This is a genomic window from Bdellovibrio bacteriovorus (assembly GCF_048286975.1).
Lineage (GTDB): Bacteria > Bdellovibrionota > Bdellovibrionia > Bdellovibrionales > Bdellovibrionaceae > Bdellovibrio > Bdellovibrio bacteriovorus_H.
The window spans coordinates 1,642,784-1,669,277 of the sequence record NZ_JBLVRT010000001.1 but is presented as its reverse complement, the minus strand read 5'-3'; the positions used below and the strand labels follow the sequence as shown (position 1 = coordinate 1,669,277).

Here is a 26,494-nt window from a genome sequence, read left to right as displayed (position 1 = left end):
CACAGGGAAACACAAGATTTTATAATTCTTTGATGTGAATATAAAAAGGCCCTCGGAAGAGGGCCTTTTGCTTAATAGGATTTTGCGAACAAAACCCACTTTGTCGCGGGTTTCCCGGAGAAAATACAATTGCCCTGTACCGGCTCCTGATCCAGCGGCATACAGCGCGGAGTCACTTTCAACTGCGCCAGCAGCTCATGCCCCATCCCGGCTTCACACCAAGGGACCTTGGCAAAGCCCGGAGCGGTGTTTTCACCACCAGAGAAGTACTTTTCAAAGTCCTGCAGGTTCGTGATGGTTTTGATGCTTGCATCGCGCATTTGTTTCGCACGCTCAAATAGACCATCTTGCATTTCCTGAAGAAGATTCGTGATGTTTGCCACGAATGCGTTTCTTTCCATGGAAGCTTTTTCTTTCGGACCACGGTCACGACGGCCGACAAAGACTTCGCCTTTTGCCATGTCACGAGGACCCACTTCAACACGCACAGGAACACCCTGCTTAATGTACTGCCATGCTTTTTCACCACCACGCATGTCACGATCATCGATCTTCACGCGCACGGAAGAACCCACATAGTTCTGGGCTTTAAGGTCTTTTTCCAAAGATTTTACATAGTCCAGCACCTGAGCACGCTCTTCGTCGTTGCGATAGATCGGAATGATCACCACGTGCAACGGAGCCAGTCTTGGTGGAACCACAAATCCATTGTCATCACTGTGGGTCATGATCAGACCACCGATCAAACGGGTCGAAACACCCCAGGATGTGGTCCAAGCAAACTCTTCCTTGCCTTCAGCGCTTAGATATTTGATCTCGGAAGCCTTGGCAAAGTTCTGACCCAGGAAGTGGGAAGTACCCGCCTGCAGGGCCTTTTTATCCTGCATCAGCGCTTCGATCGTGTAAGTGTCCACCGCGCCCGGGAATCTTTCATCCGGAGTTTTCATGCCCTTGATCACCGGCATCGCCATGTATTGTTCTGCAAAGTCAGAATAGACATTCAGCATCTGCAAAGTCTCTTCCTGAGCTTCCTTGGCCGTAGCGTGAACGGTATGACCTTCCTGCCACAGGAATTCGGCAGTTCTCAGGAACATGCGCGTGCGCATTTCCCATCTCATCACGTTACACCACTGATTCACCAGAATCGGCAGATCACGGTAAGATTTCACCCATTTTGCAAACTGGTGACCGATGATTGTTTCGCTCGTAGGACGGATGATCAATGGTTCTTCAAGTTCGCCATCAGGGATCAGCTTGCCGTTGCCATCACCTTTCAAACGGTGATGAGTCACAACTGCGCATTCTTTCGCAAAGCCCTCCACGTGAGCCGCTTCTTTTTCCAGGAAGCTCAACGGGATCAACAAAGGGAAATAGGCATTCACGTGGCCGGTTTCTTTGAACATGCGGTCCAAAACGCCCTGCATGTTTTCCCAAACGGCATAGCCCCAGGGTTTGATCACCATACAACCGCGCACCGGAGAGTTTTCCGCCATATCAGCGGCAACGATCACCTGCTGGTACCACTCTGGATAGTTTTGAGAACGTGTCGGGGTAATTGCTGTATCTGCCATCTTGCTGTCTCTTTCCTTCTATTCTTTCGTATCAATTCCGTAGGCTTTGATCTTTCGGTGCAGGTAACTTCTTTCCAGACCAATAACCTCTGCTGTGCGCGAAATATTGCCGCTGTTTTCGCCAATCTTGCGCAGCAGATATTCTTTTTCAAACTGGGCGCGTGCCTCACGGAAGGTGGAAAGATCCTGCATCTCCACCGCTTTTTCGTCGTCTTTGTCGATCAGACCCGCGAAACGCAAATCGTGAACGTCCACGAAATCGCCCGGAGTCAGAATGTACACGCGCTCAATAAAATTCTTCAGTTCACGAACGTTGCCCGGCCACTGATAGGCCAGCATTTTTTCCACGCCTTTTTCTGAAAACGCTTTTTTCGGATAACCGCTTTCGCGGGAAACGTTGTCAGAGAAATAGGAAACAAGCACCGGGATGTCCTCGGGATGCTCTCTCAGCGCAGGCACGCGGAAAGGAATCACGTTCAGACGATAGTAAAGGTCTTCACGGAAACGACCGTCTTTCACTTCTTTTTCAAGATCCTTCGAGGAGGCTGCGATCACACGAACATCATTTTCGATCAATTCCGTGCCACCCACTCTGGTATAGGTACGGCTGTCGAGATACTTCAACAGCTTGGATTGCGCCGCCTGATTCAGCTCGCCGATCTCAGCAATGTAAAGCGTTCCACCCAAAGCCAGATCCAGTTTGCCTTTTTTCGTGCGTTCAACGCCCGGCATAGCCCCTTTTTCGATTCCGAAAATTTCTGAATCCTGAAGGTCCTCGGGGATGCCACCGCAGTTGATTTCAACAAACGGACGGCTGGCGCGGGAACTCATGTAATGGATATTCTGCGCGACAAGCTCTTTGCCGGTACCCGCTTCACCCTGGATCAGAACCCAGGAACTGGTCGGTGCCACACGCGCGATGATTTGTTTCGTCGCCACGATGCTTGGGGCCTCGCCGATCAAAGCGATGGATTTACGAAGCTTGTTCAACAGAAGCGCTTTTTCTTCCTTCTGCTGCTGGTAGCTCAGGATGTTGGAGATCACAATCAGGATCTTGTCCATGGAAAGAGGCTTTTCGATAAAGTCCCAGGCACCCAGTTTGGTCGCCTTCACCGCGGTTTCGATGGTTCCGTGACCGGAGATCATCACAAACTCCACGTGAGGAAACTCTTTGCGCGCCAGATTCAGAACTTCGATACCGTCGTACTTGCCCGGCATCCAGATATCCAAAAACACGATGTCCGGCTGAACGTCACGAATCGCCTGGATTCCCGATTCACCATCATGAGCCAAAGAAACCTGATAGCCTTCATCACGCAAAGATGCGGAAAGCACATCACGAATCGGTGCTTCGTCGTCAATAATCAAAATTTTCGTGTTCAGTGCCGTCATAACGACCTCTTTTCTTGCTAGGACTCAGACGGCTTCCATGCGCCGACTTCGTTCACTGGCATTTCAATAACCATCTTGATACCTTTGGGTTCATTGGCCGTGGCCCGAATAAACCCGTTGTGATCCTCGATGATCCTTTTCACAATGGCCAATCCTAGCCCAGTTCCGCCCTCTTTTGTAGAGTAGTATGGCTCAAAAATGCGACTTCGATCCGCCGCGGGGATGCCTTCGCCATTGTCCGCCACCGTCATGCGCACGGTTTTGATGTCTTTATCGTAGCGCGTGGTGATTTTCACGCTGGGTTGTGACTCTTTTGCAACAGCGGAAACTGAGTTATCGACCAAATTGACCAAAACACGCTTGATCTGGTCCGGGTCAAACTTGAAGTCCGGCAGTTCCAGGTCCTTGCTGAACTCAAAGTCGATCTGCGGGTGGGCCTGACGGTACAACCCCAGGGATTCCTCCACCACCGAGTTCAAATTCGCCACCACCGGACGGGCCTGCGGCAAGCGGGCAAAGTTGCTGAACTCATTCACCAGATTTTTAAGTCCATCCACCTGTTTCACGATCATGGTGGTGCATTCGCTGAAGGCCGGGTCCGTGATCGAGCCCCCGAACTTGCGCTGCAGCCGTTCGGCAGAAAGTTTGATCGGCGTCAGCGGATTTTTGATTTCATGCGCGATACGACGGGCCACTTCGGTCCACGCTGCCGCACGCTGGGCGTTCACAATCGGGGACATGTCATCAAAGACAAGAATCTTACCGATGTCTTCGCCCTTTTCATCTTTCAACATCGACAAGGTCACCTGCAACGGGATCGCTTCCCCCTGAACATTCAGGCGCAGCTCTTTTTGCAAACTTTCGATCTTATGATCGTGCATGGTTTTTTGCAGCTCCGCGAAGGTGCGGAAATACTCCAGCGTCAGCAGATCACGCACCGAATGCCCGATGTACTTTTCCGGATCCACACGCAACAGCTGGGCGGCATGACGATTGATCGTCGTTACAATCCCCGCCCTGTCCACCGAGATCACCCCGGCGCTGACGTTTTTAAGAACCGTGTCCGTGTACCGCGCGTGCTGATCCAGTTCGGCCAGCGTGCTTTCCAGAGTCCCCGTCATCGAGTTGAAGCTTTGAATCAGGTCAGCAATCTCTTCAGAACCGGCTTTGACTTCCAGCGGGGTGTAATCCCCCCCGGCGACCCGGCGGGTGGCGCGGCCCAGTTGCACGATCGGCACTGACAGTTGTTTTGCCAGATAGAATCCGAACCAGGTTGCCGCCAGCAGGATCACGAAGGTCATCAGAACCAAAATATACAAATAGATCGACTTCAGCGGGTATTCCAGCGGATTGATATCGCGGAATTCATCATACGCTGTCGAGATGTCATTCATCTTGGAAATCAATGAAAGCGGCAGGAAGCTTGAAACGACAACCGCGCCCCGCTCGGCGCCCTCTTGGACGGGCACAATCACGCGCACCAGATTGCCGTCACCAAATTGGTGAATGATACTGGCTTCGGCCTGAAGCTTGATCCCCTTTTGCAGGAACTCCAAAGACACTGCCGGCACCGTTGGTACGGTGTCATCTTCGGCCGACACCACCACGCGCTTGCCGAACAGGGATGGATAGTACTCCACCGCATCCAGGCTGAAATCCTTGCGCAGCTGTTCCACCTTTTTTTCGATGGCACGCTGATCACGCAGCGGACGAAGAGAATCTGCAATCTGATGGGCGAAGTGATAGTTCTTTTTCTTGGCGTTGAAATAGTAAGCGTTGGTGACTTCGATGGAGCTTTTCAGGACCCCGGCCATTTTCGCACTGAACCATTTGTCGAAGCTGGAGTTGATATAAAAGACCGAGATGATGAACATCAGCACGGTCGGAATAAAACTGAACGCCACAAAGGCCGCAACCAGTTTGGCCTTTAAGCTTGAGCCAAAGACTTTGCCCTGTCTTTCCACGAAGACCTTCACGACGTTGCGGAAGATCATGAACAGCAGAAGCAAAAGCAGGATGATGTTGAAGTTCACCAGACCGAAGAAGAAGATACTGTGAACAAACGGAAGCTGCTGACTGGTGGCAAACAGGCGGATCTCAAACCACGTCAGCAGACCAAATAAAAACGACACCACAAGAACCAAAATGATCTCGCGGCGTCGCTTTTTAAACTCCTGGGGGCCAGGAGGAAGAAACTCATCCTTAAGGGGCGTATTTTCCATAGGCCCCATGCTAGATTACTTTCTTACTTTTTTCTTCTTTTTTTGTGTTTTTGCCGCAGCTTTTGCAGGCTTCTTGGCTGCCTTCGCAGGGGCTTTTTTAGCCAACATAAGAGCTGTCTTCATGGCCGCAGGGATTTCCTGAGTCAGGCCGATCATTTCCATCGTCACCTGAGCCGCTTCTTCACCCTTGTTACCGTGATCACCACCCGCACGAGCCAGGGCTTGTTCTTCGTTTTCAGTCGTCAGAACGCCGAAACCGATCGGTTTTTTGTAATCAAGCATAAGGCGAGTTACGCCATCAGTCACAGAGTTGCAAACATAGTCATAGTGAGAAGTGTCACCACGGATCACCACACCCAAAGCCACAACGCCGTCACAACCCGCTTCCAGGAAAGCCTGGCACGCCAATGGGATTTCCACCGCGCCCGGAACCAAAGCCGCAAAGATCTCTACGTCTTCACAGGCCTCCAGATAGCTGATCGCGCCTTCTTCAAGTTTAGAGGTGATTTCCTGATTCCAGCGAGCGGTGACAACACCAACTTTGATTTTTCCCATTATTTTGGTCCCTTCAAGTTTTCCATTGCGACAATTTCAACGATTTCAATATCAAAGGCCTTCAGGCCGACTTTCTTTTCAGGCTTATTGGTCAACAGGCGGATTTTGTTCGCGCCAATCTCACGCAGGATCTGCGCACCAATGCCGTAGTCACGTTCATCCATCAACGGCGTCGTCGGACGGATGTCCTCAAGACCCACCAGAACATTCAGCTCCTGAGTCAGACCGGAAGTTCGGTTGTTCCCGCGCAGAAGCACGAATGCACCGCTTTCTTCCTGGGAAATCGCCTTGATGCTTTCAAGCACGGACGAAGCCCCACGCTGAACCACCGCCATAAAATCACGGGTGAAGTTGTCCACGTGAACACGAACCAGGGTCGGATGATCTTTCTTGATTTCACCTTTTTGAATCACCAAATGTTCCAACCCATCCACGGTGCTGCGGAAAACACGCGCCTGCATGTTTTCACCAAAAGACGCCGGCAGTGGAACGCTGTGCAGCTCTTCCACCAAAGTTTCATTCGCCAGACGATAAGCGATCAGATCCACGATCGTGCCAATTTTGATGTCGTGCTTTTTTGCGAACTCACGCAGATCACCCACGCGAGCCATTGTGCCGTCATCGTTCATCACTTCACAGATCACGGCTGCCGGATTCAAACCCGCCAGACGGGCCAGATCCACGCTGGCTTCTGTGTGACCCGCACGCTTCAAAACCCCACCCTGCTGGGCGCGGATTGGGAAGATGTGACCAGGCATGTGAATGTCAGAGGGTTTTGCATGAGGGTTCGCAGCCACTCGGCACGTCAGCGCACGGTCGGCAGCGGAAATACCGGTAGAAATCCCTTCAGAAGCTTCGATGCTGACCATGAACGCCGTTTTGTTCGGCGCAAAGTTCAGATCATCACGCACCATCAATGGAAGCTGCAGACGCTCGACCTGCTGGGCTGTCAGACACAGACACACCAGGCCGCGGGCTTCTTTCACCATGAAGTTGATATTTTGTGGCGTCGCGAATTCAGCGGCCAGAATCAGGTCGCCTTCGTTTTCACGATCCTCGTCATCCACCAGGATGACCATCTTGCCGTTACGAACATCATCGATGATCTCAGGGATTGTATTGAATTCCATTGTTAGCCCTTTCTGACTTCCAAAGAACGTTGGATGGCGCGAGCCATGTAATCAGGCTCCACGTTGATACGGCTGCCCGGCTTAAGCAGTCCCAAGTTAGTGCGTTTCAAAGTTTCTGGAATCAAGCAGACAGACACCACCGAACCCTGCAGTTCGTTGACGGTCAGACTGACCCCGTTCAGGGTCACGCTGCCCTTTTTCCAAACGTAAGGCAAAATGGTTTCTGCCACATTCACATCCAGGAAGAAGGACTCCCCGTCAAGATCCGCGCGGGTCACAGTCCCCAGGCTGTCGACGTGACCGGTCACCAGATGGCCGTGAATACGGTCGCCAAAACGCAAAGATCTCTCAAGATTGACTTGTTTACCCAGCCAGCTTTGCGGGTTCCATTCAAGAACCTTGATGGTCTCAGCCGCCAAAGCAAAGGTCATGGTTTGATCATCAAAAGCTTCCACGGTCAGGCAGGCGCCGTCGCAGGCAATGCTGTCGCCGAGCTTTATGTCATTGAATTCAGAAGGTTTTTTGATTTTAATACGATAGGCATTGGTCAGCTCTTCAGAGCTTTCAATGGGCATCACAGATTCTACGATTCCAGAAAACATAGGGGCCTCAAGCTTGTGGCCGAGACCCTACATCTTTCCCCTGCCCGTGGCAAGGAAAGTGGCACTTTTACACTCTGAGAAAGCCCTAGCCGCGGCCTGGTTTTCCCGGGTTTTGATTGCCAATCGGCTTGGACGGGGTCTGAGTGCCTGGCGTGGAGGAATCCACCGGCTGAACACCCGGATCCTGGGGTTTATAATCCGCCGCATGGAACTGGAACAGTTTTACTTTGGCTCCAATAACCGCGTTATTGGCATTTTGTTCAATCACGCGTCCACGGGAGATTTCATCACCCACCCAGTCGATCTCGATCTTGGCAACAGCCGAACCTGCCGCGGCCCCACCACCCAGGTACTTCGAGTTACAAGGCTCACCTTCCCAATAGTAGTCTTCGTTATAAACCAACAACTGGTCGCCCGCTTCCAGGCCCACATCCAAACCACCCACGATCACCAGATGCGTGTCGTGATTGGCCATCACACGGGTATGCCATTCTTCCGATTTCAAACCGGCGTTCAGTTCACCCACCGCTTTGACCAATGCATTCTTGGTCACTTGCGCCAGCGGAGTCTGATAGTAAGCACTGGGCCCAATGGTGAAGGCACCGAAATTCAGGCCGAAGTTCACTTTGGTTTTGGTTTGTTTTGTCGTCACATTGGCGGCTGTCATGACTTTCGAGGTCAGCGGACGAGTCGCCATCATGGAAAGATCCAGCTGCGCCCACTCGACATTCAAGCCCGCCGAAGCCAGTCCATTCGTGGAATAGTTCCCAGCCGGGGTGAAACCAACAGTCAGACCACCACCGCCGATCAATTCAAATGAATTCACCGCACCGGAAAGTTTCGCCTGTGGAATGTTCACCATACACCACGCGGTTTGTGCGTACTGCACATCATAGTTGTCCTTGCCGACAGCTTCCGCGAACGCCTTCATCATCTGACCGTCCGCTTTGGTCAGATTGAAGAAGCTTTGATCCCCGCTGCGTGCCTGCTCCGGGGGAACAGCGATTGGAGGCGCGTATCTTAGCGCGAATTCTTTGCTCTCCATGAGCACTCCATATATCTGTTCGTTGGCAACAAATTGGAAATCGAAAGAACCGTTAGGGAAGATCAGAGGACTGGAGCGGATCGCGCCCATCTCCACAATCTTCTTAAGACTGCGCACCGGAACTTCAGCCTGCTTTTGTTCGCACTTCTGATTTCCCATTGTCATGGCCGCGCCGGCGATCATCACGCCTGCTTTGAAAATTTGTTTCGACCATTTTACTGTGCCTTGTGATTTCATGATATTCCCTTTCCACTCCATCTATCGAGGCGGTTCTTGCACAGTATACGGAATGAAAAGGCTGGACCTTAAACCGGGTGTAAGTTTGCGGACTCATTTGCAAAAACGAAACCGGTTTCACCTTGAGACACGCTAAGTGTTTGAAATTGTTCGCGAGGCTTGAAAACAGCAATTATAAAAAAATATTGCCTTGTCGAATGTTTAGACTGTTTAAGAAAAGTTGAATGGCGTGATGACTAGTGTGAATACTCTGAACGTCAAAACAATGATCACAAAAAAACGAAATACCAATAAAGAAATTTCGGACGGCTACTTCGCCGCCCGCTCCAGAACTGCAATGCTGCTGACAATTTCCTCGGACAACAGCACGAACATTTCACTCTTGATCAGCTCCCGGGCCTGCGATCTCTGCCCGGCATCAACCAGCGTCAGCACGGCAGAAACATAGTTGCAGAAAGCCTCGTGTTCTTTTTCCAGATGTTGAAATGCTGGCAGATGTGAAAGGCTGCGCTTGTTGTCCCGCAACCAGAAAAGCAGATCTTCATCAGGCACCTGCAGCTCTGAACCGTTTTCCACAAAATTTCTGAGGCTGAGTTTGTATTTGGCGTGCGCCAGAACGATGTCGTTAGTCTTCATGTAGGATTCCTCCGACGCTCTTGTCGGAGCGAATCCCTCTCACTGTATGATGCAGATCATGACTTAAGAAAAAATCAGCCAGTTTTAGAAGCTTCCGCCACCGGACAATGTGATAAAGTATTGGGTCTCGCTTTTATTAAGAGTGAAATCGTTTTTATCCTTACGATCCTCGAAATACTGGAACTGCTGAACACCTCCACCGATGCGCAAACCACCCAGGCCGAAGGTGATCCCGGCAACTCCAAACGCCGCGTTGGAATTTTCAGAGGCAAAACGCAATCCCGGACCGGCATAAAGCTCAATCCCCAAAGTGCGGCTGCTGTTGTACATCTCGTAATTGAAAAGACCTGCGGTGTCCAAGCCATACACGGTGTTAATCTGGGATCCGAACTGTGTGAAGATGGAGTTTCTCCAGTTGAACCAGTTCACCGGGAAGTAATTCAAGCCCAGATGAATCTCGCTGTAGGATTCGCCATCACGGGAACCGGCTGAACCACTTAAGTCATAAGAAACATACGAAGCCTGGGCTGCACTTGAAAATATCAGAGCCATCAACACCGCACCGATATACTTTTTCATACTGCTTCACTTTCTGCGGACCTCGGGCCCCGCTCAACATGTTTTACTTTTTCAAGAATTCAAAATCGCGATCCATCACCGTCTTGCGCCCGTCAGCCCGTGCATTTTCAATCGCCCGGTCACACAAAATGCGCACGTGATCCGAAAGCACATCCATCACCGAAGCCGAAGTATTGTATTCAGACCGCGCCTGAATATAGTCCTTCAAACGAGAAGCGATGATCAAAACTTCCTGAGGAGCTGCAGCCAGACTGCCTGCCGGAGCTGACGAAGTCGATGCCGTCGGGGATTTGACAATAATACGGGCCGGAGCGCGCTGATGGGATTCTTCAGCGGCCGCCGCATCTTTGGGAGCAACCTTTTCCACGGCCCCGGCATCGCGGTGTCTTGCCCCTGGCAGATGTGTTTCAAAACAAGGTACACTGCAAAAGACATAGCCCGTGCGTTCGTTATTGCAGGTGGAAACACTGCAGACGAAATATTTCGAACCATAATTGATGGGCTTCTTGCAGGAACTGCATTTACGCCAGAATGCGGTGGTGGCTTCCATAAAATCTCCTGCCACTATTGAAGCACACATTGGCAGGGCCTGAAAAACGAATTCTTATTGATTGCAGTGCGGGATTTTCTGGTCTGGCTCCAGACGGTTCTGCGTGCCCAGGTGACGGGCGGCTTCTTTCAGGGCGTCCTTGGAACCTTTGCTGCTGATCGGATAAACGGTGTAACCATCGCGGTACGTCGGCGTGTAATAGGATGTCAGCACCTGCGTGCGACCCTGCACATCGCGTCCCAAATGCAGATAGACAACGGCGCCGGTTTTCTTTTCGGTGCCTGCCTGGAATGCCAGGAAGTTCCCCAGGGAATACACAATCATCGTCAGACGACCGTCACTGGTGCGATAGCTTTCCCAAGGTTGCAAGACATGGGGATGAGATCCCACAACTGCCACAGCGCCCGCTTCCAGGAACCGCTTGGCATAAGCCGTTTGAGATTTGTCCGGTTTGTGGCTGTATTCCACACCCCAGTGCGGAAGCACAATCACACCGTCAACATCGCCACGAGCGCGCAACTGACGGATCAATGTCTCGACCTGCTGGGATTTGCCATAACAGGAAAGAACTTGGTTCTTCGTATCAGCAATCCCATTGGTTGCCTCGGTGCAGGCGACAAAGGCCATGCGATAGCCACGCACATCTGCCAAGTGATAGAAATTTTCGTTCGACGCATAGGACGGTCTTGTGCCCACCGTGGAAAGGCCGATATTTTTTGCGGCCTCAATCGTGCGATCCACTCCCCGCCATTGGCGATCCAAAGAATGATTGTTGGCGGTGCTGATCAGATCAATATTGGAGTTTTTCAGATCCCGCAGAATCTGCGGATGGAAGTTGAAGGAAAAATTAGTTCCTGAATACACGTTCAGATCATAGGTGAAACCCTGATCTCCCACATCACGACCGGCCTTATCGATACCGACCGCTGCCGGGCCTTCCAGATTCACGGTCATGTAATCGGCCTTGTTGAACAAAGGAATGGCTTTGCTCCAAAGACTGGTGAAGTTCTGTTTCGGCAGAATATTTTTGTAAAGAGCATCGTGAACCAGAATGTCCCCGGCAAACCCCAGTACCACGGAACCATCGGCGCAGTTCGCGCCTTTGTTCGCGTGAGCGGACGTAGCAAAGATCAGACTGGCAATGAGGAAGGCTTTATTCAGACGCATAGCCCGTGAGGATGCCCTCGGCAGAGGGGTTTCTCAACCCACAGGCCTGTAACGGAAAAGAATGCAAAAGGTGTCTAAAACCCTGACAGTTCTAGTCGTGGGAAAGGCCCGTAATCAGCAGCTCAGCCGTCGCCGGATTGGTCGCCAAAGGAACGTTATGAACGTCACAGATTCGCATCAGCATCGAGATGTCCGGGTCATGGGGATGCATGCCCAGCGGATCACGGAAAAAGATCACGCCTTGGCACTTGCCAGTCGCAACCTCGGCAGCGATCTGGGCGTCCCCACCCAATGGCCCCGAAAGCCTGCGTGTGACTTTCAATCCCGCGGCCTGGATCAGGCGGCCAGTATTGCCGGTGCCCACCAAAGTGAAGTTTTTGAAAGTCTCCAGATGATCACGCACGAAAGAAACCATCAGAGCTTTCTTTCCGTCGTGAGCAATCAAGGCCAATGTCTTTTTCTTTTGTTTTTTCATTTCTTCACTCTATTCCCGTAAAACTCAATTGTCATGTTATCGCTTAAGAAGCAAAAAGCCCTGCCTCGTTGAGACAGGGCTTGATGCTGTGTAGCCAGAAAAAACAACCAGGCACCTTAGAAGGTCAGGGTGCTTCCGTTGGCTTTGACGTGGATGGTGTCTCCGGCTTTGACTTTGCCAGAGATGATCTCTTTGGAAAGTGGATTCAGAAGTTCGGTCTGAATCACACGTTTCAAAGGTCTTGCACCGTAAATCGGGTCGTAGCCTTTCTTCGCCAGGAAGTCGATGGCCTCCTGATTGAAGTCGATGCCGATCTTTTTTGCTCTCAGTCGCTGTGCGACCAGATCCAACTGCACCTTCACGATGCCGGAAATCTGCGCTTCGCCCAGGGACTTGAACATCACGATCTCATCAATACGGTTCAGGAACTCCGGACGGAATCTTTCACGCAAAGCTTCGTTGACCGCTTCACGCTTCTGATTTTCCGACATGCCCGGATCCAGAATCGACTGTGAACCCACGTTCGAGGTCATGATCAACACGGTATTTTTGAAATCCACCGTGCGCCCCTGACCGTCGGTCAAACGACCGTCATCCAGAACCTGCAACAGGATGTTGAACACATCCGGATGGGCTTTTTCAACCTCATCCAGCAGCACCACACTGTACGGACGGCGACGGACTGATTCCGTCAGCTGGCCACCCTCTTCATAACCGACATAGCCCGGAGGCGCGCCGATCAGACGGGACACAGCGTGTTTTTCCATATATTCACTCATGTCGATACGGACAACGGCTTGTTCGTCATCGAACAGGAATTCGGCCAAGGCCTTCACGGTTTCAGTTTTACCCACACCTGTCGGACCCAGGAACATAAAGGTTCCGATCGGACGGTTCGGGTCTGAAATCTCGGCCCGGGCCCGGCGAATGGCATCGGCCACAATCGTCAGGGCATGATCCTGACCCACCACACGGTGTTTCAGAGAATCTTCCATGTGCAGCAGTTTCTGGGATTCACTTTCCAGCATTTTGCTGACTGGAATACCCGTCCACTTCGCGACGACTTCGGCCACATCTTCAGGACCGACTTCTTCTTTCAGCATGCGGTTTTCTGAAGAGGATTTCGCGCCTTCCTTGCTGCGCCCTTCCAGGGCTTTGAGTTTTTTCTCGGCCTCAGGAAGCTTTCCGTATTTCAGTTCGGCCGCCTTGCCCAGATCGCCCTCGCGCTCGGCTTTGGCCACGGCCACCTTCAGGTCCTCGATGTCGGCTTTGAGTTTTTTAATGCCCTCAATGCCGCCTTTTTCAAATTCCCACTGTTCCCGCAGCAACTGGTTCTTGGCGTTCAGCTCGGTGATTTCTTTATCGATCACCGCCAGACGCTCGCGGGCGCTTTCGTCTTTTTCTTTTTTCAGCGCCTCTTTTTCAATGCGCAACTGCATCAGCTCGCGTTCGATCTTGTCGACTTCTTCCGGCACCGAGCGGGTTTCAATACCCAGCTTGCTGGCCGCTTCGTCTATCAAATCGATCGCCTTGTCCGGCAGGAAACGGTTGGTGATGTAACGATGAGACAATTTCACCGCCGACACCAAGGCCGCATCCGTGATGCGAATACCGTGGTGGACTTCGTACTTTTCCTTCAGGCCACGCAAGATGGTGATGGCGTCTTCAACACTTGGTTCCTCGACCATCACAGTCTGGAAGCGTCTTTCCAAAGCCGCATCCTTTTCGATGTACTTGCGATACTCATCCAAAGTGGTGGCACCAATACAGCGCAATTCTCCGCGCGCCAGGGCTGGTTTCAGCAACTGCCCTGCATCCATGGCGCCGTCGGTTTTACCCGCGCCCACCAGGGTGTGCAGTTCGTCGATGAACAGAATAATCTGGCCATCACTGGAGGTGACTTCTTTGATCACCGCCTTCAGACGGTCTTCAAATTCCCCGCGGTACTTAGCGCCCGCGATCAACGCCCCCATATCCAGAGACATCAGTTTTTTGCCCACCAGATTGTCCGGCACGTCGTGCTTGATGATACGCAAAGCCAGGCCTTCGGCAATGGCGGTTTTACCCACCCCAGGCTCCCCGATAAGGACCGGGTTGTTTTTGGTGCGACGGGAAAGAACCTGCACCACGCGGCGGATTTCTTCATCACGGCCCACCACCGGATCCAGCTTGCCCTCGGCCGCCAACGCGGTCAGATCACGGGCATACTTGTTCAGAACCTCGTACTTGTTTTCCGGATCATCATCCGTCACTTTTTGTTTTCCGCGAATTTCAGTCAGGGCTGTGCGTGCCGCCTCCGCCGTGACTTTGTTTTTCTTAAACAGCCCGTTCAGCTCAGAGTCCCCGCCTTTCAGCATGGCCATAAAGAAGTGCTCGGTGGAGATATAGGAATCACCCCACTCCTGAGCTTCGGTTTCGGCCGCCTGAAAAATCTTTTCAAGGCGAGGGCTGGCAAACATCTTTTGCCCGCCGCCCGTCACCTGAGGGAATTTATCAATTTTGGTCCGCAATTCCGCAAGGAACTGGGCCTGAGGAACATTCAATTTGTCGAGGATGCGCGGAACTATGCCTTCGGTCTGCTGCACCAGCTCCATCAGAAGGTGTTCCGGCTCTACAGAGGGGCTGCTTTTGCGCTCAGCCAGTCTCGCGGCGGCCTGCATGGCCTCCTGGCTTTTTCGCGTCATTTTTTCAATATCGTTGCTCATAAACCCTCCATCTGGAATAAAGGATGAGTCTTATTTCAGCAATGTCAAGGCGGTCAAAGTGGCAGGTATCGTAAATCCCAAAGGTAAAGGCAAAWCGCAGCCACGCCTGCATCCATCCATTAAAAAAGACCGCGTCAACCCCAAGGACTATCTGGAATATGACACACGCTTTTCCTGTGAGGACTGTTCCCACTTTGACGGCGAAAAAGTTGTCTGCACCATTGGGTACAATCCCCTTCATCACCTCAAAGCCACACAAACTCATCAGTATGAACTGGCCGGCAACATGGCCTTCTGCCGTTTCATCGAGATAGACTGAAAATTCTGTTCCTTTGCACGCCAGCAGCGGGTTTGCGGTCAGCGCCCAGCCTCAGCCTTTTATCCCCATTCAGAAAATTGACTCAGCCAAAGTCCTGACAAATTCGATTTTTCCCTCTGAAAGTACTGTGTACAAATGATTCAGGACAATCCTACGTCCTGAATCCCCGATCTGTCTTACGGCCAGTATTGTGAAAAACAAACAAAACCCGCCCGACGTCCTGTCAAGAGCTCGTACCAAATCCCGATCTAATGCACATCAACGATTCACTCAGAAGGAGTCAAGAGAGATGGTCACTCTCTTGCTGAACCGAAAGGAGGGCCTTCAAGGATGAAACTGAAATAGAACAATAGATTGTTCACGCGCAGAGCGCAGGAGCAGAAAGGGCAAAGCCCTGAAAGCGGACTAAGCAAAGCGAGGGTTAAAGCCCAAAAATAAAAAGGCCATTATAAGCACCGACTCGGATGTCAGTGCCGGCAAAGCGAAAGTAGGTTTCGCTGATGCCAACAAAACAAATCAAGGAAGGTAATGAATATGAAAAATAAATATTAACGGAGGAATTTAAAATGGGAATGAGAGTAACAACAAATATCAGCGCACTTAATGCTCAACGTAACTTGGTCGGTTCTCAAAGACAGATCAACGACTCTATGGCGAAACTTGCTTCCGGCAGCCGCATCAATAAAGCTGCTGACGACGCTGCAGGTTTGGCGATCTCTGAAGGCTTGAAAGCTCAGATCAGATCTGCTGCTCAAGCTCAGCGCAATGCGAACGATGGTATCTCCATGGTTCAAACTGCAGAGGGTGGTCTGAACGAGATCGGTAACATCGTGGTTCGTCTACGTGAGTTGGGCATCCAGGCTGCTTCTGATACAGTTGGTGAAACAGAGCGTGGTATGTTGAATAAAGAGGTTCAACAGTTGAAATCAGAAATGCAGCGTATTGCTTCTGTAACAACTTGGGGTACTACAAAACTATTGGATGGTTCTTCTCCGAAGTTCGATTTCCAAGTAGGTTTGTTCAACAACTCTGAAGAAGATCGTATCTCCTTCAACGCTTCTGAAAACGTGGCTACTTTGGATGCTCTGGGTCTGTCTGGTGTGGACTTCTCCACTAAAGAAGGCGCTCAGGAAGCTTTGGGTATGCTGGATAATGCACAGACTTCAATCTCTGGAACTCGCGCCAACCTGGGTGCCCTTCAGAACAGATTGACTTCTACAGTGGACAACTTGGGTGTTGCTCAAGAGAACTTGTCTGCAGCTAACAGCCGTATCCGTGACACAGACGTTGCTCAGGCATCTTCCGAGATGACTCGTAACAACATCTTGTTGCAAGCTGGTACATCCACTTTGGCTCAAGCCAACCAGTCCAACCAATTGGCTCTTAAGCTGATCGGTTAGTCTGAAAGCTAAAAGTTCAAACTTTATACCCGGAGGGTTTACACCTTCCGGGTTTTTTATTTTTGGGGAACCGGCGGCCGCCGAGCTCCCCTTTTTCATTTTTAATGTTCAAAGTTTTTCCAGCCAGGCCTGCCTAGATAATTAGCATCAAAAAAGTGTAGAACTTTTTTACCAATAATTTCAAATATTTAGCTAAAGTCTAGGTGAAAACCTTCCGAAAAATATGGAAGAAGCATGGAGGTTTTGTATGGCTAAACATATCACAGCAAGATTGATGGTCGCTCTTTTCGCCACCGCAGCTCTTGCCGCCTGTGGCAAACAGGGAGGTTTCGAGTCACTGCCAGGAACTGGGAACACCAGCCAAGGGTCCAGTGATGGCAGCAACTCCGGTCAAGGTGGCACACCAGCTCCGACAGAGCCGGCTCCTCCAAGTGCTTACGACAAAATGGATCTGAATGGATATGTGGGCGGCGGCACCTATGAAAATGAAAAGGTACTGGGTATCGACAAAGCCAACAACGCTTTGCTTCTGTACCTCCCCCTGCCAGGTGCATTCAGCAACCTTTATATAGATGTGCCGCAAGTGAAGGGCGTTCAGATCAAGACGGTCATGGATTCCCAGCAGAAAGCACGTGTGGCGGTCAGCATTCCGCTGAAACTGATCGTTAAAGATCGCGTTACAACCCTGCCGGCGACTAAATTGCCAAATGGTAACAACCTGCCAATGATGCCAAGCGGAGAGCTTCCATCCCTTGGGCTGGGTCTGAATCCGAACTCGGACAACAAGGTTTATCTGTATTTCGGAGTGAATGCGGTCGGAATGTTTATCGAAAGTTCCTTGTTCCCGGCGTTTTTGGGCCTGACTTACCCTCTTAAGAACGCTGCCGCGACCCGCACCCTGGGTTATTTCACGATTGTCCCTAAATCCGGCGCCTATAATGGCGGCCTGTTCCTGTCCTTCATCCTTCCAAATGATCTGGCCAAGATCATCGATGACCACTTGAGTGGGGTTATCAAGTAAACAAGACCGTCCCCACCGTCATTCTATTTTGATTTGCATGCCCCCTTAATTCTCGCTAGTCTAAGGGGGCATTTCCATTATTGAACCAGGACATTTCAGGGAGCGAATCATGGCAAAGAAAAAAGCAAAACCTGCGAAAAAAGTAGCTAAGAAAGCAGCGAAACCTGCTAAAAAAGCTGCCGCAAAAAAAGTAACTAAGAAAGCTGCTAAACCAGCTAAAAAAGCGACTGCAAAAAAAGCGGCTAAGCCGGCTAAAAAAGCAGCTCCAAAAAAGGCCGCTAAGCCAGCTAAGAAAGCCGCTCCTAAAAAAGCAGCTGTGAAAAAAGCTGCGAAGCCTGCGAAAAAAGCCGCTGCTAAAAAGCCAGCTGCCAAGAAACCTGCTGCAAAAAAATCAGCTGCTCCTAAAAAAGCCGCTGCAGCTGTAGGTGGTATCGCTGCTGTTGAAGTTCTTAAACCTCAGGTTGAAGACATGACTGCAGACTTTGACGATGAAGCTGAAATCGACAGCATGATCGACATCGAAGAAGAAGCTGTTTCTGAAGATGACGAATGGGATGATGAAGAAGAGTCTGAAGAAGGCGAAGGCTCCATCGAAGAAGAAGACGAGGAAATCGAAGAAGACATCACTTCCAAAAACGATGATGATGGCGACGACGATGACGATGAAGACGACGAAGACTTCGGTGATGACGAAGGTTACTTCTAGTCGCTGCGCACACAGCAAATAAAAAAGGGAGTCTTTGACTCCCTTTTTTATTATCATCAGGGCATGTACAAGCACCTCTACAAACGCTTCCTTGATGCCCATCCGGACCAGATCCATTTTGCCTGCCACAGTCACCACTACTGGCCCGATGCCACCCGTGAAGCCCACCTGCAGTACTGGGATGATTCCTGCAAATATGTCGACAACAAATGGAACCACATTTTTTCCACCAAGGTTCCCCAGGCGCAAAAGCTGATCGCCGAAAATCTGAACCTGTCCCATCCTGAGCAGATTGTCTTTGCTCCGAACACACATGAATTTGTCTTTCGTCTGCTGAGTTCTTTGAACTGGGATAAAAAGCTGCGCATTCTGACCACTGATTCTGAATTTTACAGTTTCGACCGTCAGATCAACCGCCTGTCTGAAATGTCCCAGTTCGAAGTGGTGAAAGTACCCACTCTGCCCTTTGAAACCTTCCATGAAAGATTTGAAGCGGCGGTAAAATCAACGTCGTGGGATCTGGTCTTTGTCAGCCAGGTGTTCTTTAACTCTGGGCTGGCTTGCGATATCCACCGTCTGGTGAAGGCAGCCCCTTCTGACAGTTTGTTCGTGGTGGATGGCTATCACGCCTTTATGGCTGTGCCGACGGATCTAAAAGCTCTGGAAAGCCGCATCTTCTATCTGGCCGGTTCTTACAAATACGCCCAAGGGGGCGAAGGGGCTTGCTTCCTGTATGTCCCTCCGGGCACCCGTCACCGTCCGTTTCACACCGGCTGGTTTGCTGAACTTTCAAAGCTTTCTGCCGTGGGAAATGAAGTGGGTTATCCGACCGATGCCCTTCAGTACGCGGGCAGTACCATGGACTTTTCGGCGCTGTATCGCCTGATTGCCTCGCTAGAGACCTTCAAAAAAGAAGGTCTCAGTGTCACCGCCATTCACAAGCACATTCAAAACAACCAAAAAGTATTCTTGCAGGAACTGGAACAAAAAAAGCACCCGCTGCTGAACCGTTCCCGCCTGATGGCTTTGGACCTGGATCACCACGGTCACTTCCTGACGTTTGATCTGCCCTCCACCGAGGACTGCCAGAAACTGGTGCAGGTACTGGACGCCCGCGGAGTGCACGTGGATTCACGCAAGAACCGCCTGCGTTTCGGCTTTGGGTTGTATCACGACGCTGAAGATGTTCGCAGCGTGATTGAGCGTCTGTAGAAAGGTCGAGGCCACCGCCTGAAAAAATCCAACGAAGACCAAGTTCAGAACTAACGGATCTTTCTGAATGCTGGCGGCAATTCGATGGGCTGGCTGACCGTCAAAAGCTCCTGAGAGAAAAAGAAAGCCACGTAAACACGCAATTCACTGCTGCTGGCAGGCAAACCCACCTGGCTTCTCACCAAAAGACGGTACATCATTTCATGAATCAGCAATGCCGCCTGATTGCGACTGTCTAACCGTCCCCAATAGTCAGCGGCAATCAGATAACGTCGCCCCTGGCTGGAGTTTTCTGACCACTGCACAGCCAGCTGCTTCAGAATGCATCCCTCTTTCAGCTGATACCCGCCTTCGTCATTCACTTCCGGAATAGAGGACGCAGGAACAAAGGCCACTTCCTTCCAGAAAACTTCAAGCTCGTGTTGCAGGGCTTTTTCAACGTAAGGATACTGAAGACCTATACGGTGCAAAACTTCACCCAGAACTTCACGCCCGCCATTTCCTGAAAACTCGACTGGTAAAAAGCCCCAGCGGGGAAACTCGTGCATGTCCAGCACTTCATGAGTCTGACCCGGCCCCGTGCCACAGATAACGACATCGCCGCCATTACCGCGATCAAAAACGCCCTCATCACCACCGGCCATTGCCGCAACTGGAAGAAAACATAAAATCACAAACAACAACTGTTTCATCTACACCCCCAGTTCCGAAACCGGCACCAGTTGAATATTGAGATTATAGATCTCTGACGTTGAACCCTTTTTCATGAGCTTCGCCATCTTTCCCTTAAATTCGCGAATCAGCTTTTTCGCCTCTTTAATTTGCTGAGGATCCACCGGGAAAGTCATCGAGGTGATATCCCGATCCAGCACATCCACGGAGTGCATCTTTTCCAAAGCCTGCATAATGCAGCTGGTGTTGGCATTTTTCAACGCCGCCGATGGAATGTCAGTCAAAGTCGACATCGCCCGGTGCACATTTTTAAGCTGACCTGTGGAATCAATCGCCACAAAAGACAAAGACAATAGTTTTTCCAGAACTTCTTCAAGACGGGCCTGGGTAAGACCCAGCTTGCGGGCAATCCATTTTTTGTCAAAGCGGAAAGTGCTGGTTTCAATCAATGACATCAGCGCGAAATGTTCCCACTCTTCGATCAGGGCCAGTTGATCCATACGGAGTCGATAAGCTGCTGACTTCTTGCGCCCGCGGACAGTACGCCCCTCGGAGCGTTGTAATGCTTCATTTTCAGCCAGCCTCAAAAAGTGCTGTTTTTCAAAGGGTTCAAGCGAAAGCCTTTCCACCAAGGCCAGAGCTTTCTTTTCCGTCAAGGGAGAGCGGCCGTTCAAAATATCGCTGAGTCTTCCGCTTGAAATTCCCAGCAGCTTTGCATAAGAACGCAGGGAAAAGCGCGGGTTTTTCTTTCGTCGAATCTGATAGTCAGCCAAGAGGACATCTCGGGTGTTTAGAAATTTTAACAGTTCCATGCGGCCCCGATCCTATATAGACAATAGAGGCTCCTACAAGTCAGTTCTGTCATAAGTGCTCCAGAAGTTACCAACGAATTGGAGCGACTTTCCAAACCTAATTCTAGGAACGCTCCAAAACTCACATTATCGCTCCAAGAAGATCAAGCGGAAAAATAAAGAGACCGAAAAGACAGGGATACGATCGGAGATCCCATGGCACGTATGATCGCTTTATTCAGTCTTATCCTGGCGGGCTGCACCCTGGATGCAGAAATGCTCAGGAAGATGGAACTACAACTAAAAACACCGGAAACCATTCTTGCCAGCGACAGTGCCGATAACATTAATGCCTCACCCTTTACGGTGATTGCCACATTTTCCGAATCCATGGTCAATTTCGACGCTGCGGCAGTTTCAATCATCAATGGCACCGTCAGTGTGACCGGCTCCGGAAAAGAGTACGTTCTTACCGTGACTCCGAATGCCTCCGGAATCGTCAGCATTTCCATCCCGGCATCGGCAGCTCTGACAGCTGATGGGTACGGAAACTCGCCTTCAAACACTTTGCAAAGACTTTTCGATGACATTGCCCCTGTTCCACCCGTGGTATCGAACAGTGTCGCGACGGCAGACAGCACCACATCTCCGGAAATCACCTGGACTGCCGCCACGGACGGACATTCAGGGATTAAACAGTATGAAATAGCCGTCGGCTCCAACTCCGGAACCGATGATGTCGTGGCCTGGGCCGTAGTCACAGGCCACAGCAAGACTTTTACGGGACTGACACTAACTGATGGAACTCCTTACTATGCCTCAATTCGTGTCACAGATGTCGCTGGCAATATCAGCACTGCGGTTTCAGGACCGGCTTTTTCTTATCATGCTCCTCTGACATGCCCGACAGGCTACAGTCGTGTTGCCGCAATGGCGCCCTACACAACAACCGATTTTTGCGTGATGAAGTATGAAGCGAAAAATGATGGCTCTGGCAAAGCTATTCCTCAGGGAACCGGAACCCCCTGGGTCAGTGTCACTCGTCCCCAAGCAGTAACGGCATGCCAACTCAACGGAGCACGCTATGACCTGATCAGCAACGACGAATGGCAGGCCACGGCCCGACACATCACCACAGTCAATGCCAACTGGAGTTCGGGAACAGCCTTCGTGGGTCGTATCAGCCGTGGACACAGTGATGGTACTCCGGCCAGTCCGTTGGCGCCGTCGACAGATGATAATCAAGGCTGCACGGGAACAGGACAAACCTGCAGCAGCACGGTATGGAACCTCCAGCGCCGCACCCATGTGCTGCCAAGTGGTGATGTCGTTTGGGATATGGCCGGGAATGCCCATGAATGGGTGAAGGGCGACTATACCAACTCCGCATCAAGCTATGCGGTCACCATGGCCGGAGCCATTCGTAACACATTTGGTCCGGCTACGAACTGCGATGACATCACCGTGTCCAACGATTACTGCGGCTACGGCAAAGGATCCCTGTTCACTGCCGCAGGCGCACCCTATCCCATCACCCGCGGAGGCACGGCCACCTATCAGGATTCATCCGGTCTTTTCAGCACCCGCTTGGACCCAAGCGAAACCACGGTGTCTTCCAACTTCACCTTCCGCTGCGTGTACAAATAGAAAAAGGCCGTCGCAAGACGGCCTTTTTCTTCTAATCTCAAATTTCCAGTTTCCAGTTTCCAGCGTCTATCTTGGTGTCAAAGCAGACTTGTTCTGAATCATCTTTTCCATCAGACCGTTCAGGCTGCTTTTTTCCTCGTTGGAAACGACATTCCAGAAATTCACGATCCGCGGATACCACTGAGGGAAGATATCCTGGATGGCCTGCTCACCTTTCGGTGCCAGACGAATCACGAAGGAACGACCGTCAGACTGATGCCCCTCACGAACCACCAATTCAGCTTTTTCTAGGCTGTTGATCAAACCTGAAATCGTGGCTTGGGTTACACCCACCTGGTTGGCCAGCTCGGAAGGACGCAATCCCGCAGGCGCGTTTCGAAGCATGAACAACAACATAAAGCGACCGCTGGAAAGGTTGTATTTGGAAAGCAGACTGTCGAGGCTGTTTTCAATCTCACTGGCCACTTTCAGGAACAGCAGATTGGAATATACCGCCATGGAATCCGGCTCTGCCGCCACCGGCAGCGTCGTCAAAGACGTATGAACCTCTTCACGGGAAGGAATATCTTGAATGAACAATTTTGCCATAAGGCCTCCAATATCTGAAAACAAGGGCGGGAAATGTTCCCGCCCGGTACTGAACTATTTAGCCGGAATCATGCCTTTGTCGTCATGGTTCCCGGATTCCTCTTCAATCACCGCGTCGCTTGATTTCTCTTCCATCTTTTTCTGGGAAGTGAATCTTGCGCCAAAGTTATTTGCCCACACACGGAATCTGTCCACGTAAGTGAACACCGCAGGCACCACAATCAAAGTCAGGATTGTGGATGAAATCATACCCCCGATGATCGCAACCCCCATCGCCGTACGCGTTTTGGAAGCCGCATTCATACCGATCGCCACCGGAATAACCCCGGCAATCAGTGCGAAGGACGTCATCAGGATCGGACGAAGACGAGTTTTACCAGCCAGAATCAAAGCTTCACGGCGGTTTTTACCCTCTGCCATCATCTGCTTGGCAAAATCGACAAGCAAAATACCGTTCTTACCCGCCACCCCGATCAACATGAAGAACCCGAAGATCGCAAAGATCGTCAGAACTTCACCGGTCAGGAACAGCGCCAGGAAGGCACCGCACAGAGCCAGTGGCAACGCCACCATGATCGTGATCGGCGTGATGAAGGACTCATACAGCGATGACAGGATCAGATAGATGAACAGAATCGCAAAGCCCAGTGCCATCACCGTGGATGTCATCAGTTCCTGCATGTTTTCCGCATCACCACCGAAACCATATCGCACACTTGGAGGCAGAGCATTTTCACCCGTGGTCATTGCTGCCACAGCTGAATTCACCACATCACTCAAACCCGCACCAGGCGCAAGACCTGCTGTGATCTGGATGTAACGACCACGGTCCTGACGTTCGATGGAAGCCGGTCCGGATTCCACCTCACCTTTGGCGATATCGCTCAAACGCACCAGCTTTCTGTTCACGTTCGGAACATAAACGTCATTGTACGTTTTCATCAAGTCGCGCTGATCTTCCTGCAAACGAACACGAACTTCATACTCACGACCACGTTCGCGGAATTTTGCCGGAGTCAAACCTTCCACCTGGGCACGAAGCTCGCCACCCATGGTGCTGGTGTTGATACCGAACACTTTGGCCGCGCCTGGCTTCAAGTGAACCTGCATTTCAGGTTTACCCGGGCGATAGTTCGAGTCGACGTCCTTTAGACGTGGATCCTTCTTCAAAAGTTCATACATTTTTGTGCCGGCTTTTTCCAATTCCACCGGATCCGCAGAAATAATGTTCAGAATGAATGGCTGACCACCCATACCACCAGTTGCGTCATACTTTTTAACAACCGGATTTGCCGAGGACAAATGCGTCAACTGACCGCGGATTTTGTCACGGAACTGCTCTGTTGTCAGAGGTCCACGTTCTTTGCCATCTTTCATGCGCACATAGAAGCTGGCTTTATTGGACTCCCCGTACAAGCTGCCCACGATCATTGTGGTGAAACGAACTTCCGGGTTGTCGTGCAGGATCTTGTCGACCTGACGAGCCACTTCTTCCGTACCATCCAAGCTGGTGCCTGGCTGCAGTTCCAAAGTCACAGAGAACTCACCCGAATCATCATCCGAAATGAACGCGCCCGGAACTTTTGTCACCGTATAGATACTCACGAAGAACACCACCATGGTCAGACCGATAGTCACCTTCGGCCAATCCAGGGATACATTCAAAAGTTTCACGTACAGGTTTTCAAGCATGGTTTGGAAACGGTCGAAACCTTTCACCATGCGGCCCAGAGTCTTGTCATAAAGACCCGCAGGCTTATGCTTGTCATGACCGCCACCGTGACCGGAGCCACCGAAATACGCTGTCAGCATCGGGATCAAAGTCATCGCCACGAACCAGCTGATGGCCATCGAGAACACGACAGTCATACCAAACTGTTTCAGGAACTGACCGATGGTTCCGGACATCGTACCCACTGGCACGAACACCGCGATAACCACCAGAGTGATCGCCATAACGGCCATCTGGATTTCCGTAGTCCCTTTTTCCGCCGCCGTCAGGGATTCTTCACCCAGCTCCATACGACGATAGATATTTTCAATAACCACGATCGCGTCATCGATCAACAGACCCACGGCCAAAGTCAATGCCAGCATGGATACGATGTTGATAGAGAATCCGGCAATCTTCATAACCATGAACGCACCAATCAAAGAGATTGGAACAGACAACGCCGTAATGAAAGTGGAACGCGGACTTCCCAGGAAGAAGAACACCGTGATAACGGTCAGAAGGATACCGATGATGATCGTCTCGTAAACGTCATACAAGTTGTCAGAGATCTTCACAGAAGCATCTGTCATGACCGCGACAACCGGTGCACCTTCCATTTTTTCAAGCTCAGGCTGAATGCGCTTCATCTGCTTGATCACGTCCTGAGCCACTTTCACAGTGTTGGAACCGGACTGACGATAAACCTGCAGGAACAGGGATTTTTCACCGTCCACATAGGCACGGGATTTTTCATCGGCCAGTGTGTCGACAACTTTACCCAAGTCCGCCACGCGGGTTGGAACTTCATTCCCGTAAAGGTTTACCAAAGTGTCCGAGATTTCCGGTACGGATGAGAACTCACCCAGACCACGGAAGACCATCTCTTTTTCGCCCTGATTCACTTTACCGGAAGGAATATTCTGACCGGAAGCGCCCACTTGCGCCGCCACCTGAGATACAGAGATCTCACGGGCACGCAGTTTTTTGCGATCCAGAAGCACGTGAATTTCACGCTCGCGGCCCCCGATGATCTCGATTGCGCCCACGTTACGAACCTGCTCAAGGCGCGGTTTCACGAACTGGTCGGCGATATCAAACAATGCCGCATCCCCAAGATCCTTGGCAGTCAAAGATACTGTCAGGATCGGCGTGTCCGCCGGGTCGAAACGTTTGATCAGAGGATCTTCAACGTCGTCAGGCAGTTTGGCTTTGGCAAGATTGACCTTGTCGCGCACTTCCTGCTCGGCGTGTTTGACGTCCACTTCACTGTTGAACTCAACGATAACCTGGGAAACACCTTCCAGGGATTTGGAGGTCAGACGTTTGATACCGGAAATCGTGCTGACTTCCTCTTCAATAGGACGGCTGACCAGGGTTTCAATCTCGGCAGGACCCGCACCCGCATAAACGGTTTGCACGGTTACAACCGGAATGGAAACGTCCGGATAAAGATCCACGGACATGGACTTGAAGGAGGCCCAACCGACAACCACCATGGCGATGGTCACGCAGGTGATAAATATAGGACGGCTGATGGATAACTTAGGTAAACTCATGA

The 26,494-nt window shown here is 51.1% G+C and carries 23 protein-coding genes; 6 read left to right on the top strand and 17 right to left on the bottom strand.

The genetic code is table 11. The features are described 5' to 3' along the window. Positions 1 to 71: 71 nt before the first annotated feature. From proS to clpB, 13 genes are all read right to left on the bottom strand, one after another. Positions 72 to 1,571 carry a proline--tRNA ligase gene (gene proS / locus ACNQKP_RS08140; RefSeq protein WP_417864024.1) on the bottom strand — a complete coding sequence of 500 codons (1,500 nt, stop codon included), beginning with the start codon at positions 1,569 to 1,571 and terminating at the stop codon, positions 72 to 74. A gap of 18 nt (positions 1,572 to 1,589) precedes the next feature. Further along, entirely contained in the window at positions 1,590 to 2,963 is a 1,374-nt protein-coding gene (locus tag ACNQKP_RS08135; RefSeq protein WP_417864022.1) for a sigma-54-dependent transcriptional regulator, read from the bottom strand. A gap of 17 nt (positions 2,964 to 2,980) precedes the next feature. Then, positions 2,981 to 5,185 carry a sensor histidine kinase gene (locus tag ACNQKP_RS08130; protein ID WP_038448268.1) on the bottom strand — a complete coding sequence of 735 codons (2,205 nt, stop codon included), beginning with the start codon at positions 5,183 to 5,185 and terminating at the stop codon, positions 2,981 to 2,983. A 15-nt stretch (positions 5,186 to 5,200) separates the two neighbouring features. Next, on the bottom strand, positions 5,201 to 5,740 hold the full coding sequence (ribH, locus tag ACNQKP_RS08125; protein ID WP_011165408.1) for a 6,7-dimethyl-8-ribityllumazine synthase: 540 nt from the start codon (positions 5,738 to 5,740) through the stop codon (positions 5,201 to 5,203). After that, positions 5,740 to 6,870 (bottom strand): 3,4-dihydroxy-2-butanone-4-phosphate synthase, encoded by a 1,131-nt coding sequence (gene ribB / locus ACNQKP_RS08120; RefSeq protein WP_011165409.1) that lies wholly within the window; start codon positions 6,868 to 6,870, stop codon positions 5,740 to 5,742. The genes ribH and ribB overlap by 1 nt, the downstream gene beginning before the upstream one ends. A 2-nt stretch (positions 6,871 to 6,872) precedes the next feature. After that, complete coding sequence (locus ACNQKP_RS08115; RefSeq protein ID WP_417864020.1) at positions 6,873 to 7,472, bottom strand: riboflavin synthase; 600 nt, start codon at positions 7,470 to 7,472, stop codon at positions 6,873 to 6,875. An 85-nt stretch (positions 7,473 to 7,557) separates the two neighbouring features. Next, the gene (locus ACNQKP_RS08110; protein WP_417864019.1) at positions 7,558 to 8,754 is read right to left on the bottom strand and encodes a hypothetical protein; all 1,197 of its coding nucleotides are present in this window, start codon (positions 8,752 to 8,754) and stop codon (positions 7,558 to 7,560) included. Positions 8,755 to 9,063: 309 nt separating this feature from the next. Next, on the bottom strand, positions 9,064 to 9,390 hold the full coding sequence (locus ACNQKP_RS08105) for a CZB domain-containing protein (RefSeq protein ID WP_011165412.1): 327 nt from the start codon (positions 9,388 to 9,390) through the stop codon (positions 9,064 to 9,066). Between the two features lie 84 nt (positions 9,391 to 9,474). Beyond that, positions 9,475 to 9,969 carry a hypothetical protein gene (locus tag ACNQKP_RS08100; RefSeq protein ID WP_417864018.1) on the bottom strand — a complete coding sequence of 165 codons (495 nt, stop codon included), beginning with the start codon at positions 9,967 to 9,969 and terminating at the stop codon, positions 9,475 to 9,477. A 43-nt stretch (positions 9,970 to 10,012) separates the two neighbouring features. Continuing rightward, positions 10,013 to 10,519 carry a hypothetical protein gene (locus ACNQKP_RS08095; RefSeq protein WP_088564429.1) on the bottom strand — a complete coding sequence of 169 codons (507 nt, stop codon included), beginning with the start codon at positions 10,517 to 10,519 and terminating at the stop codon, positions 10,013 to 10,015. Between the two features lie 54 nt (positions 10,520 to 10,573). After that, the gene (locus ACNQKP_RS08090) at positions 10,574 to 11,686 is read right to left on the bottom strand and encodes a CapA family protein (RefSeq protein WP_417864016.1); all 1,113 of its coding nucleotides are present in this window, start codon (positions 11,684 to 11,686) and stop codon (positions 10,574 to 10,576) included. Between the two features lie 91 nt (positions 11,687 to 11,777). After that, complete coding sequence (locus ACNQKP_RS08085) at positions 11,778 to 12,161, bottom strand: methylglyoxal synthase (protein ID WP_011165416.1); 384 nt, start codon at positions 12,159 to 12,161, stop codon at positions 11,778 to 11,780. A gap of 116 nt (positions 12,162 to 12,277) precedes the next feature. Beyond that, entirely contained in the window at positions 12,278 to 14,866 is a 2,589-nt protein-coding gene (gene clpB, locus ACNQKP_RS08080; RefSeq protein ID WP_417864014.1) for an ATP-dependent chaperone ClpB, read from the bottom strand. Between the two features lie 58 nt (positions 14,867 to 14,924). Between clpB and ACNQKP_RS08075 the strand changes: the two genes are divergently transcribed. From ACNQKP_RS08075 to ACNQKP_RS08055, 5 genes are all read left to right on the top strand, one after another. Further along, a complete protein-coding gene (locus ACNQKP_RS08075) occupies positions 14,925 to 15,185 on the top strand; it encodes a hypothetical protein (RefSeq protein WP_417864012.1) in 261 nt (86 codons plus the stop codon). Positions 15,186 to 15,751: 566 nt separating this feature from the next. Further along, positions 15,752 to 16,585, top strand: a complete 834-nt coding sequence (locus tag ACNQKP_RS08070) for a flagellin (RefSeq protein WP_011165421.1) — start codon at positions 15,752 to 15,754, stop codon at positions 16,583 to 16,585. Positions 16,586 to 16,832: 247 nt separating this feature from the next. Next, positions 16,833 to 17,606, top strand: coding sequence for a hypothetical protein (locus ACNQKP_RS08065; RefSeq protein ID WP_417864011.1), 774 nt, complete (start codon positions 16,833 to 16,835; stop codon positions 17,604 to 17,606). Between the two features lie 109 nt (positions 17,607 to 17,715). Beyond that, a complete protein-coding gene (locus tag ACNQKP_RS08060) occupies positions 17,716 to 18,312 on the top strand; it encodes a hypothetical protein (protein ID WP_417864009.1) in 597 nt (198 codons plus the stop codon). Positions 18,313 to 18,375: 63 nt separating this feature from the next. After that, positions 18,376 to 19,524 (top strand): aminotransferase class V-fold PLP-dependent enzyme, encoded by a 1,149-nt coding sequence (locus tag ACNQKP_RS08055; RefSeq protein ID WP_417864008.1) that lies wholly within the window; start codon positions 18,376 to 18,378, stop codon positions 19,522 to 19,524. A gap of 50 nt (positions 19,525 to 19,574) precedes the next feature. Here ACNQKP_RS08055 and ACNQKP_RS08050 read toward each other — a convergent pair whose 3' ends face one another. Together ACNQKP_RS08050 and ACNQKP_RS08045 are read right to left on the bottom strand one after the other, a co-directional pair. Continuing rightward, positions 19,575 to 20,216, bottom strand: coding sequence for a hypothetical protein (locus ACNQKP_RS08050; protein WP_417864006.1), 642 nt, complete (start codon positions 20,214 to 20,216; stop codon positions 19,575 to 19,577). Continuing rightward, positions 20,217 to 21,008 carry a TIGR02147 family protein gene (locus ACNQKP_RS08045; RefSeq protein ID WP_417864005.1) on the bottom strand — a complete coding sequence of 264 codons (792 nt, stop codon included), beginning with the start codon at positions 21,006 to 21,008 and terminating at the stop codon, positions 20,217 to 20,219. 195 nt (positions 21,009 to 21,203) lie between these two features. Here ACNQKP_RS08045 and ACNQKP_RS08040 point away from each other — a divergent pair, with 195 nt between their 5' ends. Further along, positions 21,204 to 22,634: an Ig-like domain-containing protein gene (locus ACNQKP_RS08040; protein WP_417864004.1), complete on the top strand. Its 1,431-nt coding sequence runs from the start codon at positions 21,204 to 21,206 to the stop codon at positions 22,632 to 22,634. A gap of 66 nt (positions 22,635 to 22,700) precedes the next feature. On the opposite strand, the gene ACNQKP_RS08035 is transcribed toward ACNQKP_RS08040, so the two are convergent. Continuing rightward, positions 22,701 to 23,222 carry a MarR family winged helix-turn-helix transcriptional regulator gene (locus ACNQKP_RS08035; protein ID WP_417864003.1) on the bottom strand — a complete coding sequence of 174 codons (522 nt, stop codon included), beginning with the start codon at positions 23,220 to 23,222 and terminating at the stop codon, positions 22,701 to 22,703. 54 nt (positions 23,223 to 23,276) lie between these two features. Then, positions 23,277 to 26,492, bottom strand: coding sequence for an efflux RND transporter permease subunit (locus ACNQKP_RS08030; RefSeq protein WP_417864001.1), 3,216 nt, complete (start codon positions 26,490 to 26,492; stop codon positions 23,277 to 23,279). Positions 26,493 to 26,494 lie beyond the last annotated feature (2 nt).

Excerpts from the sequence above, each read along its gene's own strand:
- ACNQKP_RS08090 (WP_417864016.1), bottom strand. The coding sequence starts at position 11,686 with ATGCGTCTGAATAAAGCCTTCCTCATTGCCAGTCTGATCTTTGCTACG.
- ACNQKP_RS08060 (WP_417864009.1), top strand. The coding sequence starts at position 17,716 with ATGGCAAAGAAAAAAGCAAAACCTGCGAAAAAAGTAGCTAAGAAAGCA.
- ribB (WP_011165409.1), bottom strand. The coding sequence starts at position 6,870 with ATGGAATTCAATACAATCCCTGAGATCATCGATGATGTTCGTAACGGC.
- ACNQKP_RS08055 (WP_417864008.1), top strand. The coding sequence starts at position 18,376 with ATGTACAAGCACCTCTACAAACGCTTCCTTGATGCCCATCCGGACCAG.
- ACNQKP_RS08105 (WP_011165412.1), bottom strand. The coding sequence starts at position 9,390 with ATGAAGACTAACGACATCGTTCTGGCGCACGCCAAATACAAACTCAGC.
- ACNQKP_RS08095 (WP_088564429.1), bottom strand. The coding sequence starts at position 10,519 with ATGGAAGCCACCACCGCATTCTGGCGTAAATGCAGTTCCTGCAAGAAG.
- ACNQKP_RS08070 (WP_011165421.1), top strand. The coding sequence starts at position 15,752 with ATGGGAATGAGAGTAACAACAAATATCAGCGCACTTAATGCTCAACGT.
- ACNQKP_RS08100 (WP_417864018.1), bottom strand. The coding sequence starts at position 9,969 with ATGAAAAAGTATATCGGTGCGGTGTTGATGGCTCTGATATTTTCAAGT.
- ACNQKP_RS08085 (WP_011165416.1), bottom strand. The coding sequence starts at position 12,161 with ATGAAAAAACAAAAGAAAAAGACATTGGCCTTGATTGCTCACGACGGA.
- ACNQKP_RS08030 (WP_417864001.1), bottom strand. The coding sequence starts at position 26,492 with ATGAGTTTACCTAAGTTATCCATCAGCCGTCCTATATTTATCACCTGC.
- ACNQKP_RS08065 (WP_417864011.1), top strand. The coding sequence starts at position 16,833 with ATGGCTAAACATATCACAGCAAGATTGATGGTCGCTCTTTTCGCCACC.
- proS (WP_417864024.1), bottom strand. The coding sequence starts at position 1,571 with ATGGCAGATACAGCAATTACCCCGACACGTTCTCAAAACTATCCAGAG.
- clpB (WP_417864014.1), bottom strand. The coding sequence starts at position 14,866 with ATGAGCAACGATATTGAAAAAATGACGCGAAAAAGCCAGGAGGCCATG.
- ACNQKP_RS08135 (WP_417864022.1), bottom strand. The coding sequence starts at position 2,963 with ATGACGGCACTGAACACGAAAATTTTGATTATTGACGACGAAGCACCG.
- ACNQKP_RS08115 (WP_417864020.1), bottom strand. The coding sequence starts at position 7,472 with ATGTTTTCTGGAATCGTAGAATCTGTGATGCCCATTGAAAGCTCTGAA.
- ACNQKP_RS08035 (WP_417864003.1), bottom strand. The coding sequence starts at position 23,222 with ATGGCAAAATTGTTCATTCAAGATATTCCTTCCCGTGAAGAGGTTCAT.
- ACNQKP_RS08110 (WP_417864019.1), bottom strand. The coding sequence starts at position 8,754 with ATGAAATCACAAGGCACAGTAAAATGGTCGAAACAAATTTTCAAAGCA.
- ACNQKP_RS08040 (WP_417864004.1), top strand. The coding sequence starts at position 21,204 with ATGGCACGTATGATCGCTTTATTCAGTCTTATCCTGGCGGGCTGCACC.
- ACNQKP_RS08045 (WP_417864005.1), bottom strand. The coding sequence starts at position 21,008 with ATGGAACTGTTAAAATTTCTAAACACCCGAGATGTCCTCTTGGCTGAC.
- ACNQKP_RS08130 (WP_038448268.1), bottom strand. The coding sequence starts at position 5,185 with ATGGAAAATACGCCCCTTAAGGATGAGTTTCTTCCTCCTGGCCCCCAG.
- ribH (WP_011165408.1), bottom strand. The coding sequence starts at position 5,740 with ATGGGAAAAATCAAAGTTGGTGTTGTCACCGCTCGCTGGAATCAGGAA.
- ACNQKP_RS08050 (WP_417864006.1), bottom strand. The coding sequence starts at position 20,216 with ATGAAACAGTTGTTGTTTGTGATTTTATGTTTTCTTCCAGTTGCGGCA.